A 25,645-nucleotide genomic window follows, 5' to 3' on the forward strand; every position below is an offset into this window, starting at 1 on the left:
ATTCAGACCCGGCTGCCGACCATTCCGGTGTGAGCGGGGTAGATCATCGTGGCGGGCGGATTGTTCGTGCGCTTGGCTATCGGGTAGTAGATCGCTCCGGTGAATACGATGCCGACGATCCACGAGATGTCCGCGCCGCCGAGCATCTCGGTGATCGGGCCGGTATACAGCTTCTGTGCCAGGAACGGGATCTGGGCGAGCACACCGAGGCCGTAGCAGATCAGGGCCGGGATGTTCCATGCTCCGTAGCGTCCGCCTGCATCGTAGAGCGCCGGGATGTCGACGCGTTCCTTCGAGATCAGGTAGTAGTCGATCAGGTTGATCGCACTCCACGGCGTGAACACCATGAGCAGCATCAGGACGAAGTTCTTGAAGTTGTCGAGGAAGTCCGCGCTGGCCGCGATCGCGATGAACATCGAGACGATCGTGAAACCGAGGATGTACAGGGTGCGGGCGGTGGTGGAGATCTGCGAGCGGCCGTCGAATGCGGTGACGGTGGTGAGGATCGACATGAACCCGCCGTACGCATTGAGGACATTGATGGTCAGCTTGCCGACCACGATGACCAGGTAGATCAGGAAGGCGATGATCGCGGGGCCTGCGAGGTCACCCATGAACCCGACCTGATTGCCGAGGAAAGCGTCGCCGGCGACAGCGGCGACCAGCGCGCCGAAGGTCATCGACCACTGCGACCCGATGACGCTGCCGAGGAAGGTCGACCAGAACGTGGTGCGCTCGCTGGTCTCGCGGGGTAGGTAGCGGGAGTAGTCGGCCACGTATGGGCCGAAGGTGAGCTGCCAGCCTGCGCCGAGGGAGATCGCCAGCAGGAAGGTCACCACATCGAAGTCGATGACGCCGACGTACTCGGCGACGTGGTAATCGAGGAAGAACCGGATGGCCAGGTAGGTGAAGCCGATAACGCCGACCACGGTGGCGATCCGGCCGACGACGTGGATGAGCTTGTAGCCGGTGACGGCGACGAACGCCGTGAGCAACCCGAAGATCACGATGCCGACCGCGGCATTGTCGATGCCGAGCACCTTGTTCACCGCTTGACCGGCCAGGACGGTGCCGGTGGCGGCGAACCCGAGGTACATCAGGACCACGAGTACGAGCGGTACGACCGCGCCCTTGACGCCGAACTGGGCCCGGCTGGAGATCATCTGCGGCAGACCCATCCGCGGGCCTTGGGCGGAGTGCAGCGCCATCACCGCGCCGCCGAAGATATTGCCGATGAACAGGCCGACGATGGCCCACAGGGCGTCGGCGCCGAAAACGACGGCAAGGGCGCCGTCGACGATGGCGGTGATCTGCATATTGGCGCCGAACCACAGGGTGAACTGGCTTCGGGGGGTGCCGTGGCGCTCGCTGTCGGGGACGACGTCGATGGTGCGTCGTTCCGGGGTGAGGAGCACCTCGGATGTGCCGTCGTGTGTCATTAGGCCTGCTCTTTCTGCGGCGACCGCACCGGGCGGCGGGGTCGGCTTCGGGCGGGGATGGCCACCTTCTTCGTATTTTGTGCGCTGAGTCACGCCCTACCGGAACATGTATAGGCCTGTATATACAGGACTGTCAATATCGAGCTGTGTTTCGCCTGGTCAACGCGCAGAAGACCAGGCCGGAGCCTCGCGGCAGGGCGCCCTCCGGATCACCTTCGTGCCAGGACCGACGAAAAGTCTCACGCCGTTTCCGCAGAATAATGCGGCCCGTCGGGTAACAGTCGCCCGGCTTCAGTAGGGGCGGTCGCCGGCGGCGGTCCGCCCCAACTCGGTCGACAGCCGCGCGCAATGCTCGACGAGGACCCGCCCGTGCCGCGCGCAGACGTCGTCGTCGAGCCGGAAGGTGGGCCCGACAACGCTCAGCGCGCCGACGATCCGTCCGACCGCGTCGTAGATCGGCGCCGCCACACCCGTCGAATGATCCTCGATCGTGTCGTGCGCGACGGCATACCCGTGCGCACCCACCTTCCCGAGCAACGCGGCACCCACCGCGGTCCCATCGAGGGGAACGGTTTGCCCCACCCACCCCATATGCCGGATCGCGTGGGTTCCTTCGATCTGCCCCAGATACAGGGCGGTGCCCCGCGGCCCGGGAGCCGACAGATAGGTCGACTCCCGGGTGGTCTCGGCGATCTCGGTCATCGCAGGCTGCGCGCGCAGCAGCAGTTGATTGTCGGCGATAGCCCGCGCGCCGATCTGGAGAAGGCGAGGGCCGACCCGGTAGACGTTGTCCTCGCCGCGTAGCACGAACTCCGTCTGTTCGAGGCTGCGGATCAATCGCAGCGCCGTGCTCGTCGCGAGACCGGTGGTCTTCGCCGCGTCGGCGAGCGTCAGACCGCCGTGCTCGGTGATCGCGCCGAGCAGCTCGAAGGTGCGGCTCACACTGCGCGTCACATCGCCGGGCGCCATGCTCTACTCCCATGCCGAGGGGTGTCGACACGTCGGTCGACCGTGCGCTGAATCTATCGCGGGCGGGCTTCGGCGAGGATCTCGTCGTGGTGTTCGTCGAGAAGCGGACTCCGCCGCACCGCAGGCCGGTCGCTGCCGCCGAACACCACCGGCTGGCGGACGTAGGACACGGTGCCCGCCGCCGGATGATCGAACGACGCTATGACGCCGCGGTGGCGCGCCTGCGCCGACCCGAGCGCCTGCTCGACGCTCCACACCTCGGATCCGGCCAGACCGGCGCCGTCGAGAACTTCCAAGACCTGCGCGACAGTGCGGCCTGCGGCCCAGGATTCGATTTCCTTACGCAGGGCGGGTTCGTTCCGGGTGCGCAGGGTGTCGTCGGTGAACCGCGGATCGGTGATCAGCTCGGCCCGGCCCATGGTCCGCGCCAACGTCTCGAACCCCTTCTGGCTGGCGACCGCGAGCACGAACAGGCCGTCATCGGCGCGGTAGGTGTCGAACGGCGTGGATACAGGATGCCGGTTGCCGACGCGCGCCGGCGTCACACCGGTGGCCTGGAGTTGGCTGTGCGCGGTGGGCAGCATCGCGAGCATGCTGTCGAACATGGCCACATCCAGATGCTGTCCCCGACCGGTGTTGCGGGCCGCGAGCAGCGCCGTGCTGATACCCCACGCCGCGAACAGGCCTGCGACGGTGTCCCCGAACGACTCACCCAGCCGCGTTGGTCCGGAGTCCTCGGTGCCGGTGATGCTCATGACCCCGGACAGGGCCTGCACCACGAGGTCGTAGGCGGCCGCACCCGACATCGGGCCGTGCTGGCCGAACCCGGAGATCGAGGCGTAGACGAGGCGCGGATTGCGGGCCGAGGCCGCCGCGTAGTCGATACCGAGCCGCGTTGTGACACCGGGCCGGAAGTTCTCCACCACGACGTCGGCATCGGCGATCAACCGCAGCAGCGTCTCCCGGTCCTCCGGGTCTTTCAGATCGAGCGCGATGGAGCGCTTGCCGCGATTGAGGACGTTGAAGTAGATGCTTTCGCCGTCGCGGAAGGGCCCGAGGTGCCTGGAGTCCTCACCGGCCTTCGATTCGATCTTGACGACGTCGGCGCCCGCATCGGCGAGTAGCGCCGTGCAGAACGGTCCCGCGAGGACGCGAGAGAGGTCGACGACGCGGATGCCGTCGAGCGGGGGCAGGGCAGGGGTGGTCATCGCAGTACCTCGATCCTCAGTAGTCGATGGAACGGACCGACGGTGCATTGCCTGCGATGGTCAGCAGCTGGATCTGCGAGGTGCCCTCGAAGATGCGCAGGATCCGGCAGTCGCGGTAGAGCCGCTCGATCTCGGATTCACGCATGAACCCCGCGCCGCCGTGGATCTGCACGACCCGGTCGACGACCGAGAAGCAGGCCTCGGTCGCCACATATTTCGAGATCGAGGCCGCGCGCCGCAGGTCGCGGCCTGCGTCTTTGACGTCCGCCGCCCAGTCCGCGGTGACCCGCGAGGACACCAGTTCGGCGTCGCATTCCCCCAGCAGCAGCCCGATTGCCTGGAACTCGGCGATCGGCTGCCCGAACTGTTTGCGTTCGGCGGCGTACTCGCGCCCGAGTTCCCAGGCGCGAAGGGCGATGCCGTTCGCCATGGCCGCGACGTCGATACGGGCGCGATTGAGGGCGGTGAGGGCGATATTGCCGCCGCGTCCCTCGATGCCGATCACGGCGTCGTGCGGTAGCACCACGTCGTCGAGGAACACCGTGTAGGTGGGCGCCGAGCGGATGCCCATCTTGTCCTGCGGCTCCGAATAGGTGACTCCGGGTGTGCCCTTGGGGAGGGCGAAGGCCGTGATACCGCGGAAACCGGCGCCGGGGTCGGTTTTGGCGAACAGCACGACGAGGTCCGCCTCGCGGGCGTTGGAGATGAAGGTTTTGGCGCCGGTCAGATGCCAGCCGTCGTCTTCGCGCCGGGCGACGGTGCGCATCGAGGCGATATCGGAGCCCGCATCGGGTTCGGTGAGCGCGAAACCGGCCAGGACCTCGCCGGATGCGAGCTGCGGCAGCCAGCGGCGCTGCTGTTCCTCGGTGCCGCCCACCAGGATGGGCTCCAGCCCGAGGTAGTGGGCGGTGTAGATCGACGCCAGGGCCGCGTCGGCGCGCGCGACCTCCTCGATGGCGACGAGCTGGGTACGTGTCGACAGCCCGAGCCCGCCGAATTCCTCGGGGACCGAGATGCCCATCAGATCCTGCTCGGCGAGGCGGCGGACAAGGCGGGCGGGAAACTCCGTTGACTCGTCGCGTTCCGCGGCTCCCGGAAGGATCTCGGCGTTGGCGAACGCGCGGACGGTGCTGCGGAATTCGGTGAGGTCGAGGGTGGCGTCGAGCGTCTGGGTGGTCACGGGGACTCCTGTGGAACGAGCGGGAAGCCGCTGAATTTCATTTAGTGAAAGTCAATTGCCACTAGGTGGCACACGACGACTATGGCGCAGACCGGTGGGGTTTGTCCAGGGGCAGTTCGCCCGCTGCCGGGCCCGGAAACGACAACGAGCGGCAGCGCACAGGTGGACGGCCTGTGCGCTGCCGCTCGACACCCGCCCGGCGTGCCGGGTGACCGGGCAGGCGGAACTCACGCGCTCCGGCGTGAGCGGTATACGGGTACGGGGATCAGTTGTTCTCGATCATCGGGACCCGCACGCCACGGGTGCGCGCGGTCTCGATCGCATGGTCGTAACCGGCATCGACATGCCGGATCACACCCATACCGGGATCGTTCGTGAGCACGGCCTCGATCTTCGCGGCCGCCAGTTCGGTGCCGTCGGCGATGCACACCTGGCCTGCGTGGATAGACCGGCCCATGCCGACACCGCCGCCGTGATGGATCGACACCCACGACGCACCCGAGGCCGTGTTGACGAGGGCGTTGAGCAGCGGCCAGTCGGCGATCGCATCGGAGCCGTCGATCATCGACTCGGTTTCGCGGTAGGGGGATGCGACGGAACCGGAGTCGAGATGGTCACGACCGATCGCGATCGGCGCGGACAGTTCGCCGCTGGCGACCATCTCGTTGAACTTCAGGCCCGCGAGATGGCGTTCGCCGTAACCGAGCCAGCAGATGCGGGCAGGCAGACCCTCGAAAGCAACCTTCTCGCCCGCCATCTCGATCCACCGCCGCAGGTGCTCGTTCTCCGGGAACAGTTCCAGGATCGCCTTGTCGGTGGCGGCGATATCTTTGGGATCACCGGACAGGGCGGCCCAGCGGAACGGGCCGAGCCCCTCCTCGAACAGCGGGCGGATATAGGCCGGGACGAAGCCGGGGAAGTCGAAGGCTCGGTCGAAACCGGCCTTGCGGGCCTCGTCGCGGATCGAGTTGCCGTAGTCGAAGACCTCGGCGCCCTTGTCGAGGAAACCCACCATGGCTGCGACATGTGCGGCCATGGACTTGCGTGAGTTCTCGGTGAACTCGGCCGGGTCCTTCTCGGCCATCGTCTTCATATCGCCGAAATCGATACCGAGGGGGAGATAGGACAGCGGATCGTGGGCCGAGGTCTGGTCGGTGACGATATCGATCGGCGCGTCCATCTGCAGTAGCGCGGGGAAGATCTCGGCGGCGTTACCCTCGACGCCGATCGACAGGGGGCGCTTCGCGTCGCGGGCCTCGATCGCGAGCCGCAGCGCGTGCTCGAGGTCGTCGGCCTTGGTGTCGAGGTATTTGTGCGCAATACGGCGGTCGATCCGGGTGACGTCACAGTCGACGCAGATGGCGACGCCCTCGTTCATGGTCACCGCGAGCGGCTGCGCGCCGCCCATACCGCCCAGCCCGGCCGTGAGGGTGATGGTGCCTGCGAGGCTGCCACCGAAGCGTTTGCGGGCGATGGCGCCGAAGGTCTCGTATGTTCCCTGCAGAATGCCCTGGGTGCCGATGTAGATCCACGACCCCGCGGTCATCTGGCCGTACATAGTGAGGCCGAGATCCTCGAGGCGGCGGAACTCTTCCCAGTTGGCCCAATCGCCGACCAGGTTGGAGTTCGCGATGAGCACGCGCGGCGCCCATTCGCTGGTGCGGAAGACGCCGACCGGCTTACCGGACTGGACGAGCATGGTCTCGTCGTTCTGCAAGGTCTTCAGCGTGGCGACCATGGCGTCGAACGCGGCCCAGCTGCGGGCGGCTCGGCCGGTGCCGCCGTAGACAACCAGGTTGTCGGGGTGCTCTGCGACGTCGGGATCGAGGTTGTTCATCAGCATTCGCAGCGCGCCCTCCTGTTGCCACCCGAGGGTGTTCAGGTCGCTGCCGCGCGGGGCCCGCACGGGTCGGGCTTCGTGGCCGGGGGAGGTGATGTCCATAGTGCTCCTCGCTGTTGTGCGCTGGCTCACGCTCTGTAACGATGTCTTGTATATTCCTGTCTATACAAGCTCATGTCAAGGCGCGCTCCAGCGTCGCCCTCCACCCGTCGAGGTTCGATCAGTCGAATGGACACGACGACGAGCGCGAGACCCTCAGCGAAAGGTCCCGAGATGAACACCGTCCACACCGAGACCGATGCGATGCCCACCCCGAACGAGATCGGCGACGCCCTCGCCCTGGTCTTCCGGAGTTGGGACGAACGCCTGCTCGCCGACACCGACCCCGGAACACGCGAGACCCTCACCGAACTCGTCTCCGAACTTCCCGCCGCCTACAAACAAGACATCGCACCGGAGCAGGCCCGCCAAGACCTCCGCGTACTCGCCGGACTCACCGACGGATCGATCGATGTCCGCATCATCGCCGACTCCTCGGGGCCGGGCACCCATCGCCTGTCCCTGTACGTCGGGGGGAGCCCGGCTTCGCTGAGCGAGCTCATGCCGCTGCTGCAGAGCCTCGGCGCCGAGGTGCTGGACGAACGCCCCTATCCGCTCGTCTCGCCCGCGAACCTGCATTGCTGGATCTACGTGTTCACCCTCCGCTATCCGATCGCGCCGGTCGACGACTTCGACGAGTTCGCGGTCCGGTTCGCCGCGGCGGTCGACGCACTCTGGAAAGGCGCCGCCGAACCGGACCGGCTGGGGGAGTTGATCGCCCGTGCGGGAATGCAGTGGCGGGAAGTCGCTGTCCTGCGGGCATACGCCGAATACTTACGTCAGGCCGGTTTCCCCTACAGCAGCGCGTACGTCGCCGACGCGCTCTGCCGGTACCCCGCGATCGCCGCCGCGTTGATCGAATGCTTCACCGCGCGATTCGATCCGTCCACCCCGAGTGACGACGGTGGCGACGCAGCCGCCGAGAAGGTTTCGGCCCTGATCGAGTCGGTGCACGGGCTCGACGAGGACCGGATCTTCCGGGCGCTGCTGGAAGTCATCCGTAACACCTTGCGCACCAACCACTTCATCGCTCCCGAGCGGGAAGCCCTTGCACTGAAACTCGATTCGCGCAATATCGGTGAGCTTCCCGAGCCTAGGCCCCGCTACGAGATCTTCGTCTACTCGCCGACCGTTGCCGGCGTGCATATGCGCTTCGGAGCCGTGGCCAGGGGCGGACTGCGCTGGTCGGACCGCCGCGAGGACTTCCGCACCGAGGTGCTGGGGCTCGTGAAGGCCCAGGCGGTCAAGAACGCGGTCATCGTGCCGGTCGGCGCCAAAGGGGGTTTCGTGCTCCGCAAACCCCCGGCCCCCACCGGGCACGCCGAGCACGACCGAGCCGCGCTCCGTGCGGCGGGTATCGCAGGCTACCGCGCGTTCATCCGTGGCCTGCTCGACCTCACCGACAACGTCGACCGCACAACAGGCGAGGTGCGCCCACCCCTCGGTGTGGTCCGCCGCGACGGCGACGACCCCTATCTCGTGGTGGCCGCCGACAAAGGCACGGCGTCGTTCTCGGATATCGCCAACGAGGTAGCGGCAGGATACGACTTCTGGCTCGGTGACGCCTTCGCCTCCGGCGGATCGGTGGGCTACGACCACAAGGCAATGGGCATCACCGCTCGCGGGGCGTGGGAGAGCGTCAAACGGCGCTTCCGTGAACTCGGCCTCGACTGTGACGCAGCGGATTTCACGGTCGCGGGCATCGGGGATATGAGCGGCGACGTCTTCGGGAACGGAATGCTGTGCAGCGCGCACATTCGCCTGGTCGCGGCGTTCGACCACCGCCACATCTTCCTCGACCCGGATCCCGACCCCGAACGCTCGTACGCCGAACGCGCCCGCCTGTTCGCGCTGCCGAGATCCTCATGGGCGGACTACGATCGCGCGCTCCTCAGCGAAGGTGGCGGAGTATGGGAGCGGACCGCGAAATCGGTGCCGATCAGTGCGCAGGCCCGACGAGCGCTCGGGCTCGACCCGGACATCACCGAGCTGACACCACCCGAGCTGATCAGGGCGATCCTGCGGGCACCGGTCGATCTGCTGTGGAACGGCGGAATCGGAACCTATGTCAAGGCTGCGACGGAAACACATGCCGATGCCGGCGACAAGGCCAACGACGCGGTCCGCGTGAACGGGTGCGAGCTGCGGGCGCGAGTCGTCGGCGAGGGCGGCAACCTCGGTCTGACGCAGGCGGCCCGGATCGAGATCGCTCGTGCGGGTGGGCGCGTTGGCACCGATGCCCTCGACAATTCGGCGGGCGTGGACTGTTCCGATCACGAGGTCAACATCAAAATCCTGCTCGACGATCTGGTCGGATCCGGAGTGCTGAGCCCGCAGGCGCGGCCGCGGCTGCTCGCCGAGATGACCGACGAAGTGGCCGCACTGGTACTGGCCGACAACATCTCCCAGAACGAGCTGCTCGGCACGGCGCTCGCCGACGCGCCGCAGCTGCTGGGCGTACACGCGCGCCAGATCGCCGCGCTAGAGGCGGCAGGCGAACTGGACCGCGCGCTCGAGGTGCTTCCCGACGTGAAGACGATCGCGGCCCGGCGGCGAGCAGGCGAGGGGTTGACGGCGCCCGAGCTGGCGACGCTGACGGCCCACGTCAAACTCGACGTGAAACGCGCGCTGCTGGCCGGTGAGCTGGTCGACCACGACGTGTTCCTGCCGACCCTGCGGGCGTACTTCCCGCGGCCCCTCCGCGACGACTACGCGGACGCCATCGACCGGCACCCGCTGCGGCGCGAGATCGTCGCGACGGCGCTGACCAATACGGTGATCGACCGCGGCGGTATCACCTATGCGTTCCGGCTCGCGGAGGAAGCGGGGGCCACCCCGGAGGACGCGGTCCGGGCGTTCAGCGTCGTGACCGCGGTCTTCGGGCTACCCGGCCTGTGGGCCCGGATCGCCGCCGCCCCCGTACCGAGCGAGGTTGCCGACGAATTGGTCCTCGTCACACGGCGTCTGCTGGATCGCGCTTCGCGCTGGCTGCTGCACCGACGGCCGCAACCCCTGGCGGTGGGCGCGGAAATCACGCGTTTCCGGGACCGGATCGCGCACACCTCGACCATGCTCGACGGTTGGCTCGTCGGCACCGACCGCACCAACCTGCGGGAACGCACCCGCGCAATCGCAGAACGCGGCGCACCCGAGGACCTGGTCCGCGATGTGGAACTAGCACTCGACAGGTTCGGCCTGCTCGACGTGGTCGAGATCGCGGAGCTGGCCGACTGCGATATCGCCGTTGCCGGGGAACTCTACTTCCGTCTCTGCGAACGGGTCGGTCTCGTCCGCCTCCTGAACGGTGTCTCCGCGCTCAGCAAGGAGACCCGGTGGGATGCGCTGGCGCGACTGTCGTTGCGTGACGAGCTGTACGACAGCGTGCGTGCCTTGACATCGGATGTGCTCGCGCATGCCGTACCCGGCGACACCACCGAACGGATGCTCGCCGACTGGGAGGAACGCAACGAATCCCGGCTGCGTCGAGCGCGCAGCGCGCTCGCGGAGATCGACGAATCCGGTCAGCGAGACCTCGCAGCCCTGTCCGTCGCTTCCCGTCAGCTGCGCCGGATGGCGGCCTGAGCTGGCCGGTAGACTTCGTTGGCCGCGCCGACGCAGGCAGCGGTGGGATTTTCGAGGAACAGGGGCAGGGCATGGCGGTTGTTGATGTCGACGCGGAACTCGCCGTGCTGTTCCACGAAACCGCAGGCGTGTCCGTTCCCGCCTACGAACGTGTCAAGAAGCTCGTCGCGGAACAGATCCGTTCGGGCCGTTGGTCCGAAGGCGATCAGCTGCCTTCGGAGAACCAGTTCGTCGACGCGTTCGGCCTGTCCCGGATGACGATCAACCGCGCCCTGCGGGAATTGACGAGCGACGGCTTGATCGTCCGGATGATGGGAGTGGGAACGTTCGTCGCCAGGACCAAGACGGCCTCCCCGTTGTTCGAGGTGAAGAACATTGCCGACGAGATCCAGCAGCGTGGGCATCGGCACCGCACCGAGGTGGTCTTCGTCCGCGAGGAGGAAACCGACCATTCGCAGTCGTTTCTGCGAGATGGTGTCGGGTCGCGAGTTTTTCACTCATTGCTCGTGCACTACGAGGATGACATTCCGATCCAGGTCGAGGATCGGTTCGTGAATCCCGCGCAGGCTCCCGAGTACCTCGACCAGGACTTCACTGCCCTGACCCCGAACGACTACCTCACTCGGGTGGCTCCGTTGGTGCGCGGCGAGCACGTGGTCGAGGCGGTATCGGCGAGTCCGCAGGAGTGTCATCTGCTGCGTATCGACCGCAGCGAGCCATGCCTGCTGATCCGGCGTCGCACATGGTCCGACCACGGCCTGGTGAGCGCCGCCCGCCTCATCCACCCGGGTACACGCAGCCGGCTGGAGGGCGAATTCTCGCGGTGAACCACCGGTAAAGAGCACGTCACAGGCTCGGTATGCGCGCGATTCGGCCGGGGAGCACCGCATGAGCTAGGGTGGAGATACCCAACGCGGGGTGGAGCAGCTCGGTAGCTCGCTGGGCTCATAACCCAGAGGTCGCAGGTTCAAATCCTGTCCCCGCTACTACCGTGTAAGGCCCGGCAGCTGCCGGGCCTTACACGTCTCACCGGTACGAGGGTCATGCCCGGTGTTCGACGCTTCCAGCTCATCCGAAATGTCTGTTTTCTGTTGAATTGTCTGCTATGGCGGCATAATTACTCAGGCAATCGGTACTCCAGGGGCGTGGTTGGCGCCGAAATCAGCAGCGGCGGGGTGAGGGCAGCCGGTGTATCACTACGTCGCGGTCAGATTTCGTGAAGTTGCGGAGGGATTAAGCGAAAACATCCTCATTCTGGGCGAACAGGACAGCAACAAGGTTCGAGAGCTCACCGCAACTCCGCTGCGTGAGGTGTTGCACCGCATCCACGGTGGCGTGCAAGACGGAGCCGATCAGGTCGCTGCCGCCTGCGGAATACGGTCCCAGGCACCCCCCTCGCTGGTGGTCACCAGCAACAGGGACGAAGCGCGAGTTTACGGTGACACAGTCTGGGGGCCGACGGTGCAACGTCTGAACGCCGAGCAGCGGGAGACAGCGCGCAATTACACACTGGGTTCGGAGCCGATCAACGCGGCTTTGCGCGGCGAGTTCGCATACTACGACTTCAGCCGCCCCGATATCCCGATGTTGGACGAGATGCTGCTCATGACACCGACACCCGAATGGATCCAGGTATGGAAGACCATCAGAGCCGAGCGACTGTTCCCCGATATCGATATCGCCGAGGTCCGCCCCGGCTACCGCGGCCGGTTCGCCGACTTCGTGAGCACCTGCATGGAGCCGGGAGCCTTGGAACCCCTGAAACGTCAGCGCGGCCGCAACACCGATATCCGGATCGAGGTCCCGCCCGGCATTCCCGCGCTCTATCTCCGCGAGCTCTCCGCGATGCCGCAGGAATCAGAGTTGCTGCTGGGCCGCGGCCTCGAATTCGAGGTGCTCGAGATGGGCCATAAGGCCGGGCGCTGGGTCGGCGCGATCCGCATCCTCCCCCCGTCGGCTACCGCGGCCTGAGCAGCGTCGACGTGACCGCTCAGCCGCGGCGCGCGAACCGTCCGGGGTCGGCCTGGTCGCGGGGTTTCACGATGATCTGGTCCAGGTTGACATGCGGCGGCCGGCTGGCGGCGAAAGCGACGATTTCGGCGATATCCTGCGCGACCAGCGGGTCGATACCCGCATACACCTGCGCGGCGCGTTCTTCGTCACCATTGAAACGAACCAGCGAGAATTCGGTTTCCACCGCGCCGGGCGCGATTTCGGTGAGCCGCACCGGTTGGCCGAGGAGCTCACCGCGCAGGGTGCGGTGCAGTACCGCTTGGGCGTGTTTGGCGGAGGTGTAGCCGGAGCCGTTGTCGTAGGCGTGGAAGGCGGCCACCGAGGTGATGGTGACGATGAGGCCGTCGCCGGACGCAATGAGCTTCGGCAGCAGCGCTTTGGTGACGCGCAGGGTGCCGAGGACGTTGGTTTCCCACATCCACCGCCAGTCGTCGAGGTCGGCTTCGGCGACACTGGCCAGTCCCTTCGCACCGCCCGCGTTGTTGACCAGCACATCCACTCGTGCGACGGCGTCGGTGAAGGCGCGCACGGAATCATCGGAGGTGACGTCGAGCTCCAGCGCGGTGCCGCCGATCTCCTCGGCGAGCGGCCGCAGCCGATCGATCCGGCGGGCGCCCACGTACACGTGGTAACCCTGTTTCGCGAGTTCCCGGGCGGTGGCCTCCCCGATACCCGAGCTGGCCCCGGTGACAACAGCGGTGCGTGTGCTCATGGCTGCGATCCTATGCGCAGGCGAACGCGCCACCCCTACTCGGTGAGTGACGGTTAACATTTCCGGCATGGCTATTCGGGAAGCGGTCAGCGCGGATGGAACCAACATCGTCTACCAGGTGAGCGGTCCATCCGGCGCTCGGCCGCTGATGCTGCTGCACGGCTGGTCGGCGAACCTGCGCTGCTGGGGTGCGGCTGCCGACGACCTCGCCGAACGCTTCCGGGTGATCGCCGTCGACCTGCGCGGGCACGGCTACTCGGGGGCTCCGGCCACCGGATACGACGACCCGAAGAACTGGGCGGCCGATATCGCGGCCGTGCTCGCCGCCGAATCGATCACCTCCGGCGCGGTGCTGCTCGGCTGGTCGTATGGCGGCATCGTGCTCAGCGACTATCTGACCGCAAACGGCACCGACGCCCTGGCGGGCGTCATCTACAGCGGGTCGATGGCCAATATCGGTCCCGGCGTGCCTGGCGCAGAGGTCGGTTCGGCCATGCAGCAGGCGCTGCCCGCGGTGTTCGAGGAGAGCCCGGGGCGGGCGCTGCGCGGTTTCGCGGCGTTCGGTAACGCCAACACCGGTCCGGGTGAGGACAAGGGCGCCGACGCGCAACGACTGTTCGGGGCCAGCCTCGCCACCCCGCCGTTCGTCCGCAAGGCGCTGTTCTACCGGACGATCGACAACTCCGTGACGCTGCGCAACCTGGATATCCCGGTCCTGGTGCTGCACGGTTCCGCGGACCCGGTGGTCCCGGCCGCCGACGGGCAGTACATCGCCGACCTGGCGCCGCAGGGCCGCGCATCGATCTGGGAAGGCGCCCAGCACGGGTTGTTCATCGAGGACCGGGCCCGGTTCGTCGCCGAGGTGAGTGAGTTCGTCGCGGGGTTGTGAAGCGTTGCTGCCGAGCTCCGGCGTACGTACAATTTTTTGTACGTCTGAGGGAAGGTGGTCGAAATGCGGACGATGACGTACTCGGAGTCACGGAAGCACTACGCCGATGTGCTCAATAGTGTGGTGGAGGATCGCGAAGAGGTCATCATCACTCGTGCGGGGCACGACCCTGTGGTGATGGTGGCGCTCGATGACTACGAGTCCTTGCGAGAAACCGCATATTTGTTGCGCAGTCCGGCCAACGCGCGCCGACTACTAGAGGCGATCGAGCGGCTCGAGGATGGTGAAGGCATAGTGCGGGACCTTGTCGAGTGAAGCTCGTCTGGGATGAGACTGCCTGGTCGGACTACCTTTGGTGGCAGGCAGAGGACCGCAAGGTTGTCAAACGGATCAATCTGCTCCTCGCCGATATCCAACGCAACGGCAATGAGGGTATCGGTAAACCCGAGCCGCTCAAACATGGTTTTCAGGGCTATTGGTCGCGGCGGATCACCGACGAACACCGTCTGGTGTACAAGGTGACCGAGGACCAGGTTCGTATCGCCATGTGTCGCTACCACTACCGACTGCCATGACCTCGAGAACCGGCGTGTGATCACGCTCACTGGACGGGATGCGGGGGCCTGACCCAGGTGTTGCACTGTGCAGTATGGACAGCGTGAGTCAACGGCCGAACCGGATAGCGGTGCTATCGGTGCACACTTCGCCGCTCGCCCAACCCGGTACCGGGGACGCGGGCGGCATGAACGTCTACGTGCTCCAAACCGCCGTACAGCTGGCCCGGCGCGGGATCGAAGTGGAGATCTTCACCCGCGCCACCTCCTCGAATCTGCCGCCGGTGCAGGAAGCCGCGCCCGGGGTACTGGTGCGCAATGTGGTGGCGGGGCCGTTCGAGGGACTCGACAAACACGATCTGCCCACTCAGCTGTGCCCGTTCGCAGCGGAGGTGCTTCGGCAGGAGGCCAGGCAGTTGCCCGGTCACTACGACCTGGTGCATTCGCACTACTGGCTGTCCGGCCAGGTGGGCTGGTTGGCGCGGGACCGCTGGCGGGTGCCGCTGGTGCACACCGCGCACACCTTGGCGGCGGTGAAGAACGCCGCCCTCGCCGACGGGGACTGTCCGGAGCCGGCGAGCCGAGAGATCGGCGAGAAACAGGTGATCGCGGAGGCCGACCGGCTGGTCGCCAACACCGCACAGGAAGCCGCGCAACTGATCGACCTCTACGGCGCACCGGCCGAACGCATCGATGTGGTGCCGCCGGGTGCGGACCTCGCCCGCTACCGGCCCGGTGACCGCGCCGCTGCGCGCGCCGAACTGGGGCTGGCCGCCGATGAGCAGGTCGCCGCGTTCGTCGGCCGTATCCAACCGCTCAAAGCGCCGGATGTGCTGGTGCGCGCGGCGGCCGAGGCGCTGCGCCGCGACCCGCACCGCAAGCTGCGAGTGCTGATCGTCGGCGGACCCTCCGGTTCCGGGCTGGAACGGCCCGACGCGCTGATCGAACTCGCCGCAGGCCTCGGTATCGCCGACCACGTCACCTTTTTGCCGCCACAGCCGCCGGACCGGCTGGTGCAGGTGTACCGGGCGGCCGATCTGGTCGCCGTCCCCAGCTACAACGAATCCTTCGGGCTGGTCGCGCTGGAAGCACAAGCCAGCGGAACACCGGTGCTGGCGGCCGAGGTGGGCGGCCTCGGCACCGCGGTCCGCAACAATCACAGCGGTCTGCTCGTCCCCGGTCACCGCATCCCCGAGTGGGCCGACGCCCTCGAACACCTGCTCGACGACACCGACCGCCTGGCCGAGCTGGGCGCGAACGCGGTCGAGCATGCGGCCGCGTTCTCATGGGAGCACACCGCCGACGCCCTGCTCGCCAGCTACTCCCAGGCACTGACCCGTTTCGGCGCCGAACGCGACCGCCGCACCGGCCTTGACCGTTCCGCCGCTATTCTCGGCGAGAGTCAGGTCAGAGCGCGGGCGCTGTGGCGGCGCCGGATGGGAGCACGCCGATGAGCGATACGGCTGGATTGATCGACGAAACACTGCGCGACCGCGATATCGAATACACCCGCCCCGGCGCCGACACCTTCGTCGCGGTGCTGCCCGGGGAGCGCAAACTCACCACCAATGTCATGCTCACCGTCGGCAGGCACGGGGTGCGCATCGAATCGTTCGTCTGCCGCAAACCCGACGAGAACTTCGTCGGCGTCTACAAATTCCTGCTGCGGCGTAACCGCAGGCTCTACGGCGTCGCCTACACCCTCGACAAGGTGGGCGATATCTATTTGGTCGGCCGTATCGCCAGCCACGCCGTCACCCCCGACGAACTCGACCGTATTTTCGGTCAGATCCTCGAAGCCGTCGACCACGACTTCAATACACTGCTCGAGCTCGGTTTCGCGGAATCCATTCGGAAGGAATGGAAGTGGCGGGTTTCGCGCGGGGAATCGCTGAAGAACCTGCGTGCCTTCGAACATCTGGTGGATTCGGCCGACAAACCCTGAGCGTCACCCCTCGCACCCGGCTACGGGTCAGTTCAGCCGTATTGGCCACACCCGAGCAGAGGAACCGAAAAAGCCGCTGTTGACGACGGTCGGGTCGAGCCGTACATCGCCAGCTCCAGTGGGAATACCTCACGCCCATGAAAAAATGACCTTGCCAAGAGGCTTGCTCACCCGCTGCGCTGTTCGTGCTCAGCTGCACCGAGCGGGCAAACGGACCGAGATATCGATATCGGAGGCGGTATGGCTGTGCTGGCGCTGGATATCGGGGCGACGAAATTCGCGGCCGGCCGAGTCGATTCCGCAGGCCGAGTCGACCGGGTGAGTCGGGTCCCGGTACCGCATACCGGCGCCTGGGACGTCTGCCGCGCGCTGCTGTCGGAAGTCGCCGACGGTGACCGGGTGACCGCGGTAGGTATCGGCTCGGCGGGGCCGGTGGATGTGCCCGCCGGGGTGACCTGCGCGCTCAATATCCCGGAGTGGCGATCCGGGTTCGAGATCGTGGACGCGGTGCGAGAGTTGTTTCCTGCCGCCGAAACTCGTTTCGCCATCGACGGTGCCTGCCTCGCGCTGGCCGAACACCGGTGGGGCGCATTACGCGGAACCGCCGACGCGCTGGCCATGACCGTATCGTCCGGGATCGGTGGCGGCATCCTGGCCGGCGGGCGGGTCTTGATGGGCCGCACCGGGAACGCGGGACATATCGGCCATATCGTCGTACCCGGTTGGGATGTCCGGTGCGCGTGCGGGGGAGCGGGTTGTGTGGAGGCGATCGCAAGCGGTATGTCGTCGGTGCGCTGGGCGCGTGCTCAGGGCTGGACCGGGGAGACGGGTGCGCAGCTCGCCGAGGCCGCGGCCGCGGGGCAACCGATCGCGCTTGCCGCATTGGAGCGAGCCGGTACGGCGCTCGGCCAGGCGGTCAGCTCGGCCGCCGCGCTGCTCGATATCGACCACGTCGTGATCGGCGGCGGATTCGCCTGCTCCGGCGAACCGCTGTGGGGGCCGCTGCGCGCGTCCGTCGCCAGGCACGCCGGTTTGAGTTTCCTGCGGCTGCTGCGGGTGGCGCCATCCGAACTGGCCGAAGGTGCGACGCTGGCGGGTGCCGGAATACTCGCGGTCGAACGCTGATCGCGGCTCCGAGGCCAGGACCGACGCGAGAACCGCACGTGGCAGGATGGCCCGCATGACGTACACCCTCGTGTTGCTGCGCCACGGCGAAAGCGAATGGAATGCCCTGAACCTGTTCACCGGCTGGGTGGACGTGCACCTGACCGATAAGGGCATCGCCGAGGGCAAGCGGGCCGGTGAACTGCTGGCCGAGCACGGGATCCTGCCCGACGTGGCCTACACGTCGCTGCTGCGCCGCGCCATCAGCACCGCAAATATCGCGCTCGATGCCGCCGACCGGCACTGGATCCCGGTGGTGCGCGACTGGCGGCTCAACGAACGTCATTACGGTGCGCTGCAAGGCAAGAACAAGGCGCAGATCCGAGACAAGTACGGCGAGGACCAGTTCATGCTGTGGCGGCGCAGCTATGACACCCCGCCGCCGCCGATCGACGTCGACGACGAGTACAGCCAGGACGGCGACGCGCGTTACGCCGGTATCGAGGTCCCGCGCACCGAATGCCTGCTCGATGTGGTGAACCGGATGGTGCCCTACTGGGAGTCGACCATTTCCCAGGAACTGCGCGCGGGCAAGACCGTGCTGGTGGCCGCGCACGGTAACTCGCTGCGTGCCCTGGTCAAGCACCTCGACCAGATCTCCGACGACGATATCGCCGGGCTCAATATCCCCACCGGTATCCCGCTGCGCTATGAGCTGGACGAGGATATGCGTCCGGTCCGTCCGCGCGAATACCTCGACCCGGAAGCGGCCGCCGCGGGTGCCGCCGCCGTCGCGAGCCAGGGCGGTAGGTAACCCCAGGAAAACAGTTCTCGGCGAACGCGCCGTACCTCACCCGAGGTGCGGCGCGTTCGCCTATCCGCACCGAGAGCCCGCTTTCCTTGTCTCGGCTGCCGCGTATCCGTTACTCGGATTCTCTGTAATTCCGTCCGGGGCAGGGTCTCTCGACACGTGGCCACCATGTGACTGGTCGTTGTTACTCGTAGGTAGGTTCTGTACGCTCTGAACGTCCGACCAGTTCGAGAGGTGGATCACGTTCGATGAAACCTGTGTTTCGAGCCACTGCGGCCCTGGTCGCCACACTGCTGCTCGTGCCTTTCCTTGGTCATAGCGCATCCGCAGAGCCGGTGCCGGACGGTGGTGCGGCAGGCGCTTCCTGGACGGCAGCCCATGAGGGTCCCCAGCAGTACCCGAAGATCCACATCACCTGGGACGTGCCCATCACCATGAGTGACGGCACGGTACTGAAGGCCAATGTGTACCGCCCCGCCGACCTTTCGGGCGCACCGGTCGCCGACCGGACACCCACCATCGTGAACATGACCCCGTACACCAAACTGGTGTCCAACCTGGTCGACCACATGGGATCCATCCCTGGACTGTCCGATGCGCTGTTCCAGCTCGCCCGCTCGATCGATATGACCGGCACGCCGCTATCGGGCCTGACCGACCTCACCAAAGCCCTCGGCGGCGGCGCGCTGCGCAACTTCGCCGTCGACCGCCAGCTCATCAAAAGCGGTTACACGCAGGTAGTCGTCGACGTGCGCGGCACAGGTTTCTCCCAGGGAACATGGGATATGTTGCGCCAGCGCGAACAGCGCGACACCGTCGAAGTGATCGACTGGGCGTCCCGGCAGCCCTGGTCCACCGGCAAGGTCGGGATGAGCGGAATGTCGTATTCCGGCATCAACCAGCTGCAGGCCGCCGAAAAGCAGCCGCCTGCACTCGCAGCGATCTTCCCGGTCGTGCCGGGCAGCGATCTGGCCGCCGACGTACTGATGCCCGGCGGCGCCTTCGGCTTCAACTTCATCCCGCTCTGGCTGGCCGGGATCAACGGACTCAAATGGATCCCGGACGTGCAGTCGATCGTCACCGGCAACTTCGACCAGAAATGGCTGACCGACCGGATGGCCGACCCGATGACCTACCTCGACGTCTTCCTGGACGCCTACGTCAAAGTGAACATCGAGGACCTGGACCCGCGCGTGCAGGAAATGATCCAGCACGACAGCCCAGCGCGGCAGGCGTGGCTGGGCGACCCGAGCCTGGTGCAGGTGCCGACCTTCGTGGTCGGCGGCTGGCACGACCTGTTCACCTACTCCGAATCCAAGATCTACAACAAGATCCCGCTGCCGCCGGGGCACAAACAGCTGCTCATGGGCGACACCTACCACCTGAACTCCGGCAGCGAAACCGGGAAACCCGGTCTGCCGCCGCGGCTGGACGTGCTGCAACGCGCCTGGTTCGACAAATGGCTCAAGGGGATCGATAACGGAATCGACCGGTACGGCCCGGTGACATTGCGCGAACAAGGCGGGACCTGGGTGACCCGCGACGGTTTCGGGGCCAGCGCGCCCGACCCCGAACGCGCCGAACACCGCCGCATGTACCTGTCCGCCGCGCCGAGCGGGACCGCCCAGAGCGTGCACGACGGCTCGCTCACCCCCGGCCCGAACAGCGACACCGCCCGCCTGACAGTGGCACCCGGCCTCACCGGCCTGTGCTCCAACGACGCCGCACAGGCCACCATCGGCGTGATATCGATCATCAACGCCTGCGGCTCGGACTCGCGCCTCCAAGAACTCAACGGGCTCACCTTCACCAGCACACCCGTCGCCGAGGCGACCACCATCTCCGGACCCATCGCCGTCCGGCTCAACACGGTGCAGGACGCCGCCGACGGCTACTGGGTGGTCACAGTGAACGACGTGGCGCCGGACGGTCAGTCGCGGGTGCTGTCATCGGGTCAGCTGATGGCTTCGCTACGGGAAATCGACGAATCGCAGAGCACGCGCTCAGCCAACGGCGACTACACCGACCCACACCCGTATGTCTCCATCGAACACCGTCGCCCGACCGTGCCCGGTGAAGTGACCACGCTCGATATCGGTCTGCCCGCTGTCGAGGCAGTGCTGCAACCCGGGCACCGGCTGCGCGTCGATGTGTACGCGGGCAACTTCCCGAAAGGTCTGCCGATCCTGCCGATGCTGATCGACACCGGATTGAAACCGCAGCACCTACAGCTGGACCCGCAGCAGCCGAGCTTCGTGAACATCCCCGTGCGGGGTAACCCCGGCTGGTGACCGACGCCGATACACTCGGCCTGCCCGAAACCAAACCTCACCGACGCCGAACAATGCGTAAACACCCGGCTAACGGCATCAGAAGCACCTGTGACCTGCATGAAACTTCCCGTACCCGGGGTTGGTCAGCCGGTTGGCGACCGTACGATTCATGGTGTGAGCGTTCCCCAGGCCGTACTGCTGGCAGCCGTAGCGGCTGTTGTCGGACTGGCCGTCGGCGGACTCCTGATCCCGTACGTGAACGCCAGACAGGCCGCCCGCAGGCAGGCCGAGGCCGGGCTGACCATGTCGCAGGTCCTCGACCTGATCGTGCTCGCCTCCGAAAGCGGGATAGCGGTCGTCGACGAATACCGCGACGTGGTGCTGGTCAATCCACGCGCCGAGGAACTCGGCCTGGTCCGCAACCGGCTACTCGACGAACGAGCCTGGGCCGCGGTGGAGAAAGTGCTGGCCACCGGCGAATCCGCCGAATTCGACCTGACCGCCAAAAACCCGGGCCCCGGCCGCGGCCGTATCGCAGTACGCGGGGTGGCGCGGCCACTGTCGCCGGAGGAGACCAGCTTCACCGTGCTGTTCGCCGACGACGACTCCGAACAGGCCAGGATGGAAGCCACCCGCCGCGATTTCGTGGCCAACGTCAGCCATGAACTCAAAACCCCCGTCGGTGCGATGAGCCTGCTCGCCGAAGCGCTGCTGGAAACAGCCGACGACCCCGAAGCAGTCCGCCACTTCGGTGAACGCGTGCTTGCCGAATCCCGCCGCCTCGGCAAAATGGTCACCGAACTGATCGCGCTGTCGCGCCTACAGGGAGCGGAAAAACTACCCGAACTCGAGGTCGTCGACGTGGACACGGTGGTCACGCAAGCCGTCGACCGATCACGGACCACAGCCGAAGCAGCGGGCATCACCGTCAGCACCGATCGGCCCAGCGGCCTAGAGGTACTCGGCGACGAAACACTGCTGATCACCGCCCTGTCGAACCTGGTGGAAAACGCGATCGCCTACTCGCCGACCGGATCGCATGTCTCGGTCAGCCGCTCCCTGCGCGGCACCCACGTCGCGATAGCCGTCACCGACCGCGGGATCGGCATCGCCAAAGAAGACCAGGAACGCGTCTTCGAACGATTCTTCCGGTCCGACAAAGCGCGCTCCCGCTCCACCGGCGGCACCGGACTCGGCCTGGCCATCGTCAAACACGTGGCCGCCAACCACAACGGGGAAATCACCCTGTGGAGCAAACAGGGCACCGGCTCCACATTCACCCTGCGCATCCCGGCCCATCTCGAAACAGACGGTGACGAAACATCCGGCCGGCCCGCGTCGACCAAGAGAGAAACCAGCCCGCGCCCACCGGCGCCGGGCCGAACCAATGGTGTGGAGGCACGCAGATGACGAGTGTGTTGATCGTCGAGGACGAAGAATCGCTGGCCGACCCGCTCGCGTTCTTGCTGCGCAAGGAAGGCTTCGAAGTCACCGTGGTGGGCGACGGACCGTCCGCGCTCGCCGAGTTCGACCGCTCCGGTGCCGATATCGTGCTACTCGACCTGATGCTGCCCGGAATGAGCGGCACCGACGTGTGCAAACAACTACGCACCCGCAGCGGCGTCCCCGTGATCATGGTGACCGCCCGCGACAGCGAAATCGACAAGGTGGTCGGCCTGGAACTCGGCGCCGACGACTACGTGACCAAACCCTACTCGGCCCGCGAACTCATCGCCCGCATCCGAGCCGTACTACGCCGCGGCGCAGGCGACGAACTCGACCCCGGCACCGAGAACGGCGTCCTGGAAGCAGGCCCGGTCCGCATGGACGTCGACCGGCACACAGTGCTGGTGAACGGCAAACCGGTCACCCTGCCCCTGAAAGAATTCGACCTACTCGAATACCTGCTGCGCAACTCCGGTCGAGTACTCACCCGCGGACAACTCATCGACCGCGTCTGGGGCGCCGACTACGTAGGCGACACCAAAACACTCGACGTACACGTCAAACGGCTGCGCTCCAAAATCGAGGCCGACCCAGCCCGCCCAGAGCACCTGGTCACCGTCCGCGGCCTCGGCTACAAACTCGAAGCTTGAGCTGTGTTTATCGGCGCGCTGGCGCGCGCGTGTTCGCGGCCCCCTATAGCTCGCGTTTCAGCCCTCGCGACTCGCGCCTTCGGCGCATGCGCTGCGAGGGCTGAAACGCGGGCCGGGCCGTAGACCGGGCGAGGTTGGGTTGAGTGCCTAGCGGTGCTGGTAGATGCCGGGCTGTTGGGTGAGTCTTCCCGAGCGCTGCCCGAAGGTGGCGTTCTTCCGGGGGTCGGGCACAGCTGAAATCAGGTGGTGAGGTCTAGACCGATGATGCGGTTCGGGCGAGAGGTCGACCCATTCGCCTTGCGCTGGGCGCGTTCTGTTGCGGGGTGTACGGCCACGATGCCGAGACCTTTGCGCCGTTCCAGTTGCCGCACCAGCTCCTTGTAGGCGGGTTTGCCGAGCAGTTCCTGTAGTTCGGGCGCGTAGGACTGCCAGACCGGCTTTTCGCCCACGTGTGCGTCGGGTGAGCCGGAGCAGTACCAGTGCAGGTCGACGCCGCCGGGACCCCAGCCGCGTCGATCGAACTCGGTGATCACGGTACGCAGGATTTCCACACCATCAGGACGGGTGACCCATTCCTGGGTGCGGCGGATAGGGAGCTGCCAGCACACGTCCGGTTTCACGGTCAGCGGTTCGATGCCGCGGCGCAAGGCCATGGTGTGCAGCGCGCAACCGGGACCGGCGGCGAAACCGGGACGGTTCAGGAAGATGCAGGCGTCCTCGTGGCGGCGGGTGCGCTGGGCGGTGCCGTCGGGTAGCTCATCCCACTCGAGGTAGCCGTCTTTGGTGACCTTGCCCTCGTCGTTGCGCGCCTCGTCCATCAGCTGCCAATCTTCAGGTGTGAGCATCTTCACAGCCTTGCGCAGCCGTTTGCGGTCGTCCTCGTCGGAAAGGAACGCGCCATGGGTGCAGCAGCCGGCATCGGGCATCCCGGCGATGATGCCTTGACAGGCCGGGGTGCCGAAAACGCATGTCCAGCGGGAGAGTAGCCAGGTCAGATCCACCACGATCAGGTGTTCGTCGTTGGCCGGATCGACGAATTCGAGCCATTCGCGGGGGAAATCGAGCGGCACTTCCTGGCTGGGACGCATCCGGCGGGCAGGCTTGTTCTTCCGGGCCGGCTCGATGCTGGTCTGGTCACTCTCGGCGGCGCCTGAGGTCACAATCTCAGACGCTAGCAGCTCGGTCGGCGACACCTGCGTTCAGGTTCACCCAGTACCGTGTTCCTGTGCGACTCGGGGTACTCGACGTGGGCAGCAATACCGTTCACCTGCTGGTGGTGGACGCGCACCGTGGTGGCCACCCGATGCCGATGAGCTCGACGAAGGCGACTTTGCGCCTGTCGGAGAACACCGACGACGACGGCAGGATCACCGCCGACGGCGCGCAGCGACTGACCGAGACGGTCGCCGAATTCGCCAGCATCGCCGAAACCTCACGCTGTGCCGAACTGATGCCGTTCGCCACCTCGGCAGTGCGCGACGCAGCCAACTCCGAAGACGTGCTGGCCCAGGTGAAGGCCGCAACCGGAGTCGAACTGCAGGTGCTGTCCGGGGTCGACGAAGCGCGGCTGACCTTCCTGGCTATGCGCCGCTGGTACGGCTGGAGCGCGGGGCGGATCCTCGGTCTGGATATCGGCGGTGGATCGCTGGAACTCACCAGCGGCGGCGACGAGGACCCCGACGTCGCATTCTCGCTGCAACTCGGCGCCGGCCGGCTCACCAAGGACTGGCTGCGCGAAGACCCGCCGGGGAAACGCCGGATCGCCGTACTGCGCGATTGGCTCGACGCCGAACTGGCGGGCCCGGCAAAAGAGCTGCTAGACGCGGGGAAACCGGATCTGGCGGTCGGCAGCTCCAAGACGTTCCGCTCGCTGGCCCGGCTCACCGGGGCGGCTCCGTCCGGCGCGGGTCCCCGGGTTCGCCGTACACTCACCCATTCGGGATTGCGCCAGCTGATCGCCTTCATCTCCCGGATGACGTCGGCCGACCGGGCAGAATTGGAAGGCGTGAGTTCGGATCGGTCACAGCAACTGGTGGCTGGCGCACTGGTCGCGGAGGCGAGTATGCGGGCGCTATCGCTGGATAGCCTGGAAATTTGCCCATGGGCGCTGCGAGAAGGACTGATCCTGCGCAAACTGGATACCGATATGAACGGTGGACCACTGGCAACGAGCGCACCGGAAACCGCGACCTACAACGGCGCGGCGCCCCCCGGCGGCGGACTGTCGTCGGGCGCGATCGAAACGGTGCCTTCATGAGCGAGGATTCCAAACAGCTGTCCGTCGCCGAACTGCTCGCCCGCAACGGGCAGCAAGGGGCGACACCATCCGGCGGCGGCAGACGTCGCCGCGGCGGGCGAGGTATCTCGGTCGCTGAACTCACCGGCGATCTGCCGGTGATCGATTCCGGAAACGGGCGGTCCGCGCATTCGGCCCCTGAGGACGAGACACCCAGCGGAACCAGCGCTTCCGGTGACGATTATTCGGCGGCAGCAGCGGAAAGCTATGGCGGCGGGCAGGTTTCGTACCACAGTGCGGAACCGGAGCCGAGCCACTCCCCGATATCGGGTCCGATCACCCGCTACGATCCGCTCGCGCCCTACCCGCCCGAGCCGGAAGCACCCGCACCGCAGGCGTTTTCGTCCCGGCACAGTGCGCCCGACGCTGATTCCGGGCCGCAGCTTGCGGGGTATTCCCTGTCTCAAGCCGATGCGTCGGCGTCCAACGGCACCCGCCGTGGCGGCAGACGGCGCAGACGCGCCGAGCCCGACGATGACGTCGAGTCAACCGAGTTCGGCTCGCAGCCGCAGTCCGCATTCGGACTCGCGGGCGCAGAACCTACCGGCTCGCCCGCCCCTGGTGCTTTCGATTTCCGCGCCGGACTGGACGAACCGCGGCCAGGCAGCCGTGCCGCCCGCCGCCGCGCCGCCGAA

Annotated in this window: 21 protein-coding genes, 1 tRNA gene and 1 pseudogene; 16 read left to right on the forward strand and 7 right to left on the reverse strand. The window is 66.5% G+C overall.

Features of this window, described 5'->3' with window-relative positions; genetic code table 11:
* Positions 1-2: 2 nt before the first annotated feature.
* The 5 genes from B0T44_RS01420 to hutU form a co-directional block, all read right to left on the reverse strand.
* Entirely contained in the window at positions 3-1,439 is a 1,437-nt protein-coding gene (locus B0T44_RS01420; RefSeq protein WP_077118210.1) for a purine-cytosine permease family protein, read from the reverse strand.
* 291 nt (positions 1,440-1,730) lie between these two features.
* On the reverse strand, positions 1,731-2,408 hold the full coding sequence (locus B0T44_RS01425) for an IclR family transcriptional regulator (RefSeq protein WP_077118208.1): 678 nt from the start codon (positions 2,406-2,408) through the stop codon (positions 1,731-1,733).
* Positions 2,409-2,461: 53 nt separating this feature from the next.
* On the reverse strand, positions 2,462-3,616 hold the full coding sequence (locus B0T44_RS01430) for a CaiB/BaiF CoA transferase family protein (protein WP_077118205.1): 1,155 nt from the start codon (positions 3,614-3,616) through the stop codon (positions 2,462-2,464).
* Positions 3,617-3,632: 16 nt separating this feature from the next.
* Positions 3,633-4,796, reverse strand: coding sequence for an acyl-CoA dehydrogenase family protein (locus B0T44_RS01435; protein ID WP_077118203.1), 1,164 nt, complete (start codon positions 4,794-4,796; stop codon positions 3,633-3,635).
* Positions 4,797-5,061: 265 nt separating this feature from the next.
* The gene (gene hutU, locus B0T44_RS01440; RefSeq protein ID WP_077118201.1) at positions 5,062-6,738 is read right to left on the reverse strand and encodes a urocanate hydratase; all 1,677 of its coding nucleotides are present in this window, start codon (positions 6,736-6,738) and stop codon (positions 5,062-5,064) included.
* A 171-nt stretch (positions 6,739-6,909) separates the two neighbouring features.
* On the opposite strand from hutU, the gene B0T44_RS01445 reads away from it, so the two are divergent.
* The 4 genes from B0T44_RS01445 (at position 6,910) to B0T44_RS01460 (ending at position 12,288) form a co-directional block, all read left to right on the forward strand.
* Entirely contained in the window at positions 6,910-10,317 is a 3,408-nt protein-coding gene (locus B0T44_RS01445) for an NAD-glutamate dehydrogenase domain-containing protein (RefSeq protein ID WP_077118199.1), read from the forward strand.
* A gap of 71 nt (positions 10,318-10,388) precedes the next feature.
* Positions 10,389-11,144 carry a histidine utilization transcriptional repressor HutC gene (hutC, locus tag B0T44_RS01450; protein WP_077118196.1) on the forward strand — a complete coding sequence of 252 codons (756 nt, stop codon included), beginning with the start codon at positions 10,389-10,391 and terminating at the stop codon, positions 11,142-11,144.
* Between the two features lie 85 nt (positions 11,145-11,229).
* Positions 11,230-11,303 (forward strand) — tRNA-Met (locus tag B0T44_RS01455).
* Positions 11,304-11,505: 202 nt separating this feature from the next.
* Complete coding sequence (locus tag B0T44_RS01460; RefSeq protein ID WP_077118194.1) at positions 11,506-12,288, forward strand: ADP-ribosyltransferase; 783 nt, start codon at positions 11,506-11,508, stop codon at positions 12,286-12,288.
* A 19-nt stretch (positions 12,289-12,307) separates the two neighbouring features.
* On the opposite strand, the gene B0T44_RS01465 is transcribed toward B0T44_RS01460, so the two are convergent.
* Positions 12,308-13,042, reverse strand: a complete 735-nt coding sequence (locus B0T44_RS01465; protein WP_077118192.1) for an SDR family NAD(P)-dependent oxidoreductase — start codon at positions 13,040-13,042, stop codon at positions 12,308-12,310.
* 67 nt (positions 13,043-13,109) lie between these two features.
* On the opposite strand from B0T44_RS01465, the gene B0T44_RS01470 reads away from it, so the two are divergent.
* The 10 genes from B0T44_RS01470 (at position 13,110) to B0T44_RS01515 (ending at position 22,714) form a co-directional block, all read left to right on the forward strand.
* Positions 13,110-13,931, forward strand: coding sequence for an alpha/beta fold hydrolase (locus B0T44_RS01470; protein WP_077118190.1), 822 nt, complete (start codon positions 13,110-13,112; stop codon positions 13,929-13,931).
* A 63-nt stretch (positions 13,932-13,994) separates the two neighbouring features.
* Complete coding sequence (locus B0T44_RS01475; RefSeq protein ID WP_077118188.1) at positions 13,995-14,246, forward strand: type II toxin-antitoxin system Phd/YefM family antitoxin; 252 nt, start codon at positions 13,995-13,997, stop codon at positions 14,244-14,246.
* The gene (locus B0T44_RS01480) at positions 14,243-14,506 is read left to right on the forward strand and encodes a Txe/YoeB family addiction module toxin (RefSeq protein WP_077118186.1); all 264 of its coding nucleotides are present in this window, start codon (positions 14,243-14,245) and stop codon (positions 14,504-14,506) included. Before B0T44_RS01475 ends, B0T44_RS01480 begins: the two co-directional genes overlap by 4 nt.
* Before the next feature lie 74 nt (positions 14,507-14,580).
* Complete coding sequence (mshA, locus tag B0T44_RS01485; protein ID WP_077118184.1) at positions 14,581-15,939, forward strand: D-inositol-3-phosphate glycosyltransferase; 1,359 nt, start codon at positions 14,581-14,583, stop codon at positions 15,937-15,939.
* Positions 15,936-16,430, forward strand: a complete 495-nt coding sequence (locus tag B0T44_RS01490) for a type III secretion system chaperone family protein (RefSeq protein WP_077118182.1) — start codon at positions 15,936-15,938, stop codon at positions 16,428-16,430. The genes mshA and B0T44_RS01490 overlap by 4 nt, the downstream gene beginning before the upstream one ends.
* 240 nt (positions 16,431-16,670) lie before the next feature.
* Entirely contained in the window at positions 16,671-17,555 is an 885-nt protein-coding gene (locus B0T44_RS01495) for an ROK family protein (RefSeq protein WP_077118180.1), read from the forward strand.
* 55 nt (positions 17,556-17,610) lie between these two features.
* Entirely contained in the window at positions 17,611-18,348 is a 738-nt protein-coding gene (locus B0T44_RS01500; protein ID WP_077118507.1) for a phosphoglyceromutase, read from the forward strand.
* A 245-nt stretch (positions 18,349-18,593) separates the two neighbouring features.
* On the forward strand, positions 18,594-20,636 hold the full coding sequence (locus tag B0T44_RS01505) for a CocE/NonD family hydrolase (protein ID WP_077118178.1): 2,043 nt from the start codon (positions 18,594-18,596) through the stop codon (positions 20,634-20,636).
* Positions 20,637-20,792: 156 nt separating this feature from the next.
* Entirely contained in the window at positions 20,793-22,028 is a 1,236-nt protein-coding gene (locus B0T44_RS01510) for a sensor histidine kinase (RefSeq protein WP_077118176.1), read from the forward strand.
* Entirely contained in the window at positions 22,025-22,714 is a 690-nt protein-coding gene (locus B0T44_RS01515; protein ID WP_077118174.1) for a response regulator, read from the forward strand. Before B0T44_RS01510 ends, B0T44_RS01515 begins: the two co-directional genes overlap by 4 nt.
* 239 nt (positions 22,715-22,953) lie before the next feature.
* On the opposite strand, the gene B0T44_RS01520 is transcribed toward B0T44_RS01515, so the two are convergent.
* Positions 22,954-23,802, reverse strand: a complete 849-nt coding sequence (locus B0T44_RS01520) for a DUF3109 family protein (RefSeq protein ID WP_077118504.1) — start codon at positions 23,800-23,802, stop codon at positions 22,954-22,956.
* 137 nt (positions 23,803-23,939) lie between these two features.
* Here B0T44_RS01520 and B0T44_RS01525 point away from each other — a divergent pair, with 137 nt between their 5' ends.
* Both B0T44_RS01525 and B0T44_RS01530 read left to right on the forward strand, forming a co-directional pair.
* Entirely contained in the window at positions 23,940-24,971 is a 1,032-nt protein-coding gene (locus B0T44_RS01525) for a Ppx/GppA family phosphatase (protein WP_077118172.1), read from the forward strand.
* Positions 24,968-25,645, forward strand: a pseudogene (locus B0T44_RS01530) (hypothetical protein); the annotation flags it as partial. The gene B0T44_RS01525 and the pseudogene B0T44_RS01530, both read left to right, overlap by 4 nt.

Source organism: Nocardia donostiensis (assembly GCF_002081715.1).
In the GTDB taxonomy this organism is placed as follows: domain Bacteria; phylum Actinomycetota; class Actinomycetes; order Mycobacteriales; family Mycobacteriaceae; genus Nocardia; species Nocardia donostiensis.

What these genes read in the sequence shown, in the direction of transcription:
- B0T44_RS01420 (WP_077118210.1), bottom strand. Translation starts at nt 1,439, where the DNA reads ATGACACACGACGGCACATCCGAGGTGCTCCTCACCCCGGAACGACGC.
- B0T44_RS01425 (WP_077118208.1), bottom strand. Translation starts at nt 2,408, where the DNA reads ATGGCGCCCGGCGATGTGACGCGCAGTGTGAGCCGCACCTTCGAGCTG.
- B0T44_RS01430 (WP_077118205.1), bottom strand. Translation starts at nt 3,616, where the DNA reads ATGACCACCCCTGCCCTGCCCCCGCTCGACGGCATCCGCGTCGTCGAC.
- hutU (WP_077118201.1), bottom strand. Translation starts at nt 6,738, where the DNA reads ATGGACATCACCTCCCCCGGCCACGAAGCCCGACCCGTGCGGGCCCCG.
- B0T44_RS01445 (WP_077118199.1), top strand. Translation starts at nt 6,910, where the DNA reads ATGAACACCGTCCACACCGAGACCGATGCGATGCCCACCCCGAACGAG.
- hutC (WP_077118196.1), top strand. Translation starts at nt 10,389, where the DNA reads ATGGCGGTTGTTGATGTCGACGCGGAACTCGCCGTGCTGTTCCACGAA.
- B0T44_RS01465 (WP_077118192.1), bottom strand. Translation starts at nt 13,042, where the DNA reads ATGAGCACACGCACCGCTGTTGTCACCGGGGCCAGCTCGGGTATCGGG.
- B0T44_RS01470 (WP_077118190.1), top strand. Translation starts at nt 13,110, where the DNA reads ATGGCTATTCGGGAAGCGGTCAGCGCGGATGGAACCAACATCGTCTAC.
- B0T44_RS01475 (WP_077118188.1), top strand. Translation starts at nt 13,995, where the DNA reads ATGCGGACGATGACGTACTCGGAGTCACGGAAGCACTACGCCGATGTG.
- mshA (WP_077118184.1), top strand. Translation starts at nt 14,581, where the DNA reads ATGGACAGCGTGAGTCAACGGCCGAACCGGATAGCGGTGCTATCGGTG.
- B0T44_RS01490 (WP_077118182.1), top strand. Translation starts at nt 15,936, where the DNA reads ATGAGCGATACGGCTGGATTGATCGACGAAACACTGCGCGACCGCGAT.
- B0T44_RS01495 (WP_077118180.1), top strand. Translation starts at nt 16,671, where the DNA reads ATGGCTGTGCTGGCGCTGGATATCGGGGCGACGAAATTCGCGGCCGGC.
- B0T44_RS01500 (WP_077118507.1), top strand. Translation starts at nt 17,611, where the DNA reads ATGACGTACACCCTCGTGTTGCTGCGCCACGGCGAAAGCGAATGGAAT.
- B0T44_RS01505 (WP_077118178.1), top strand. Translation starts at nt 18,594, where the DNA reads ATGAAACCTGTGTTTCGAGCCACTGCGGCCCTGGTCGCCACACTGCTG.
- B0T44_RS01515 (WP_077118174.1), top strand. Translation starts at nt 22,025, where the DNA reads ATGACGAGTGTGTTGATCGTCGAGGACGAAGAATCGCTGGCCGACCCG.
- B0T44_RS01520 (WP_077118504.1), bottom strand. Translation starts at nt 23,802, where the DNA reads ATGCGTCCCAGCCAGGAAGTGCCGCTCGATTTCCCCCGCGAATGGCTC.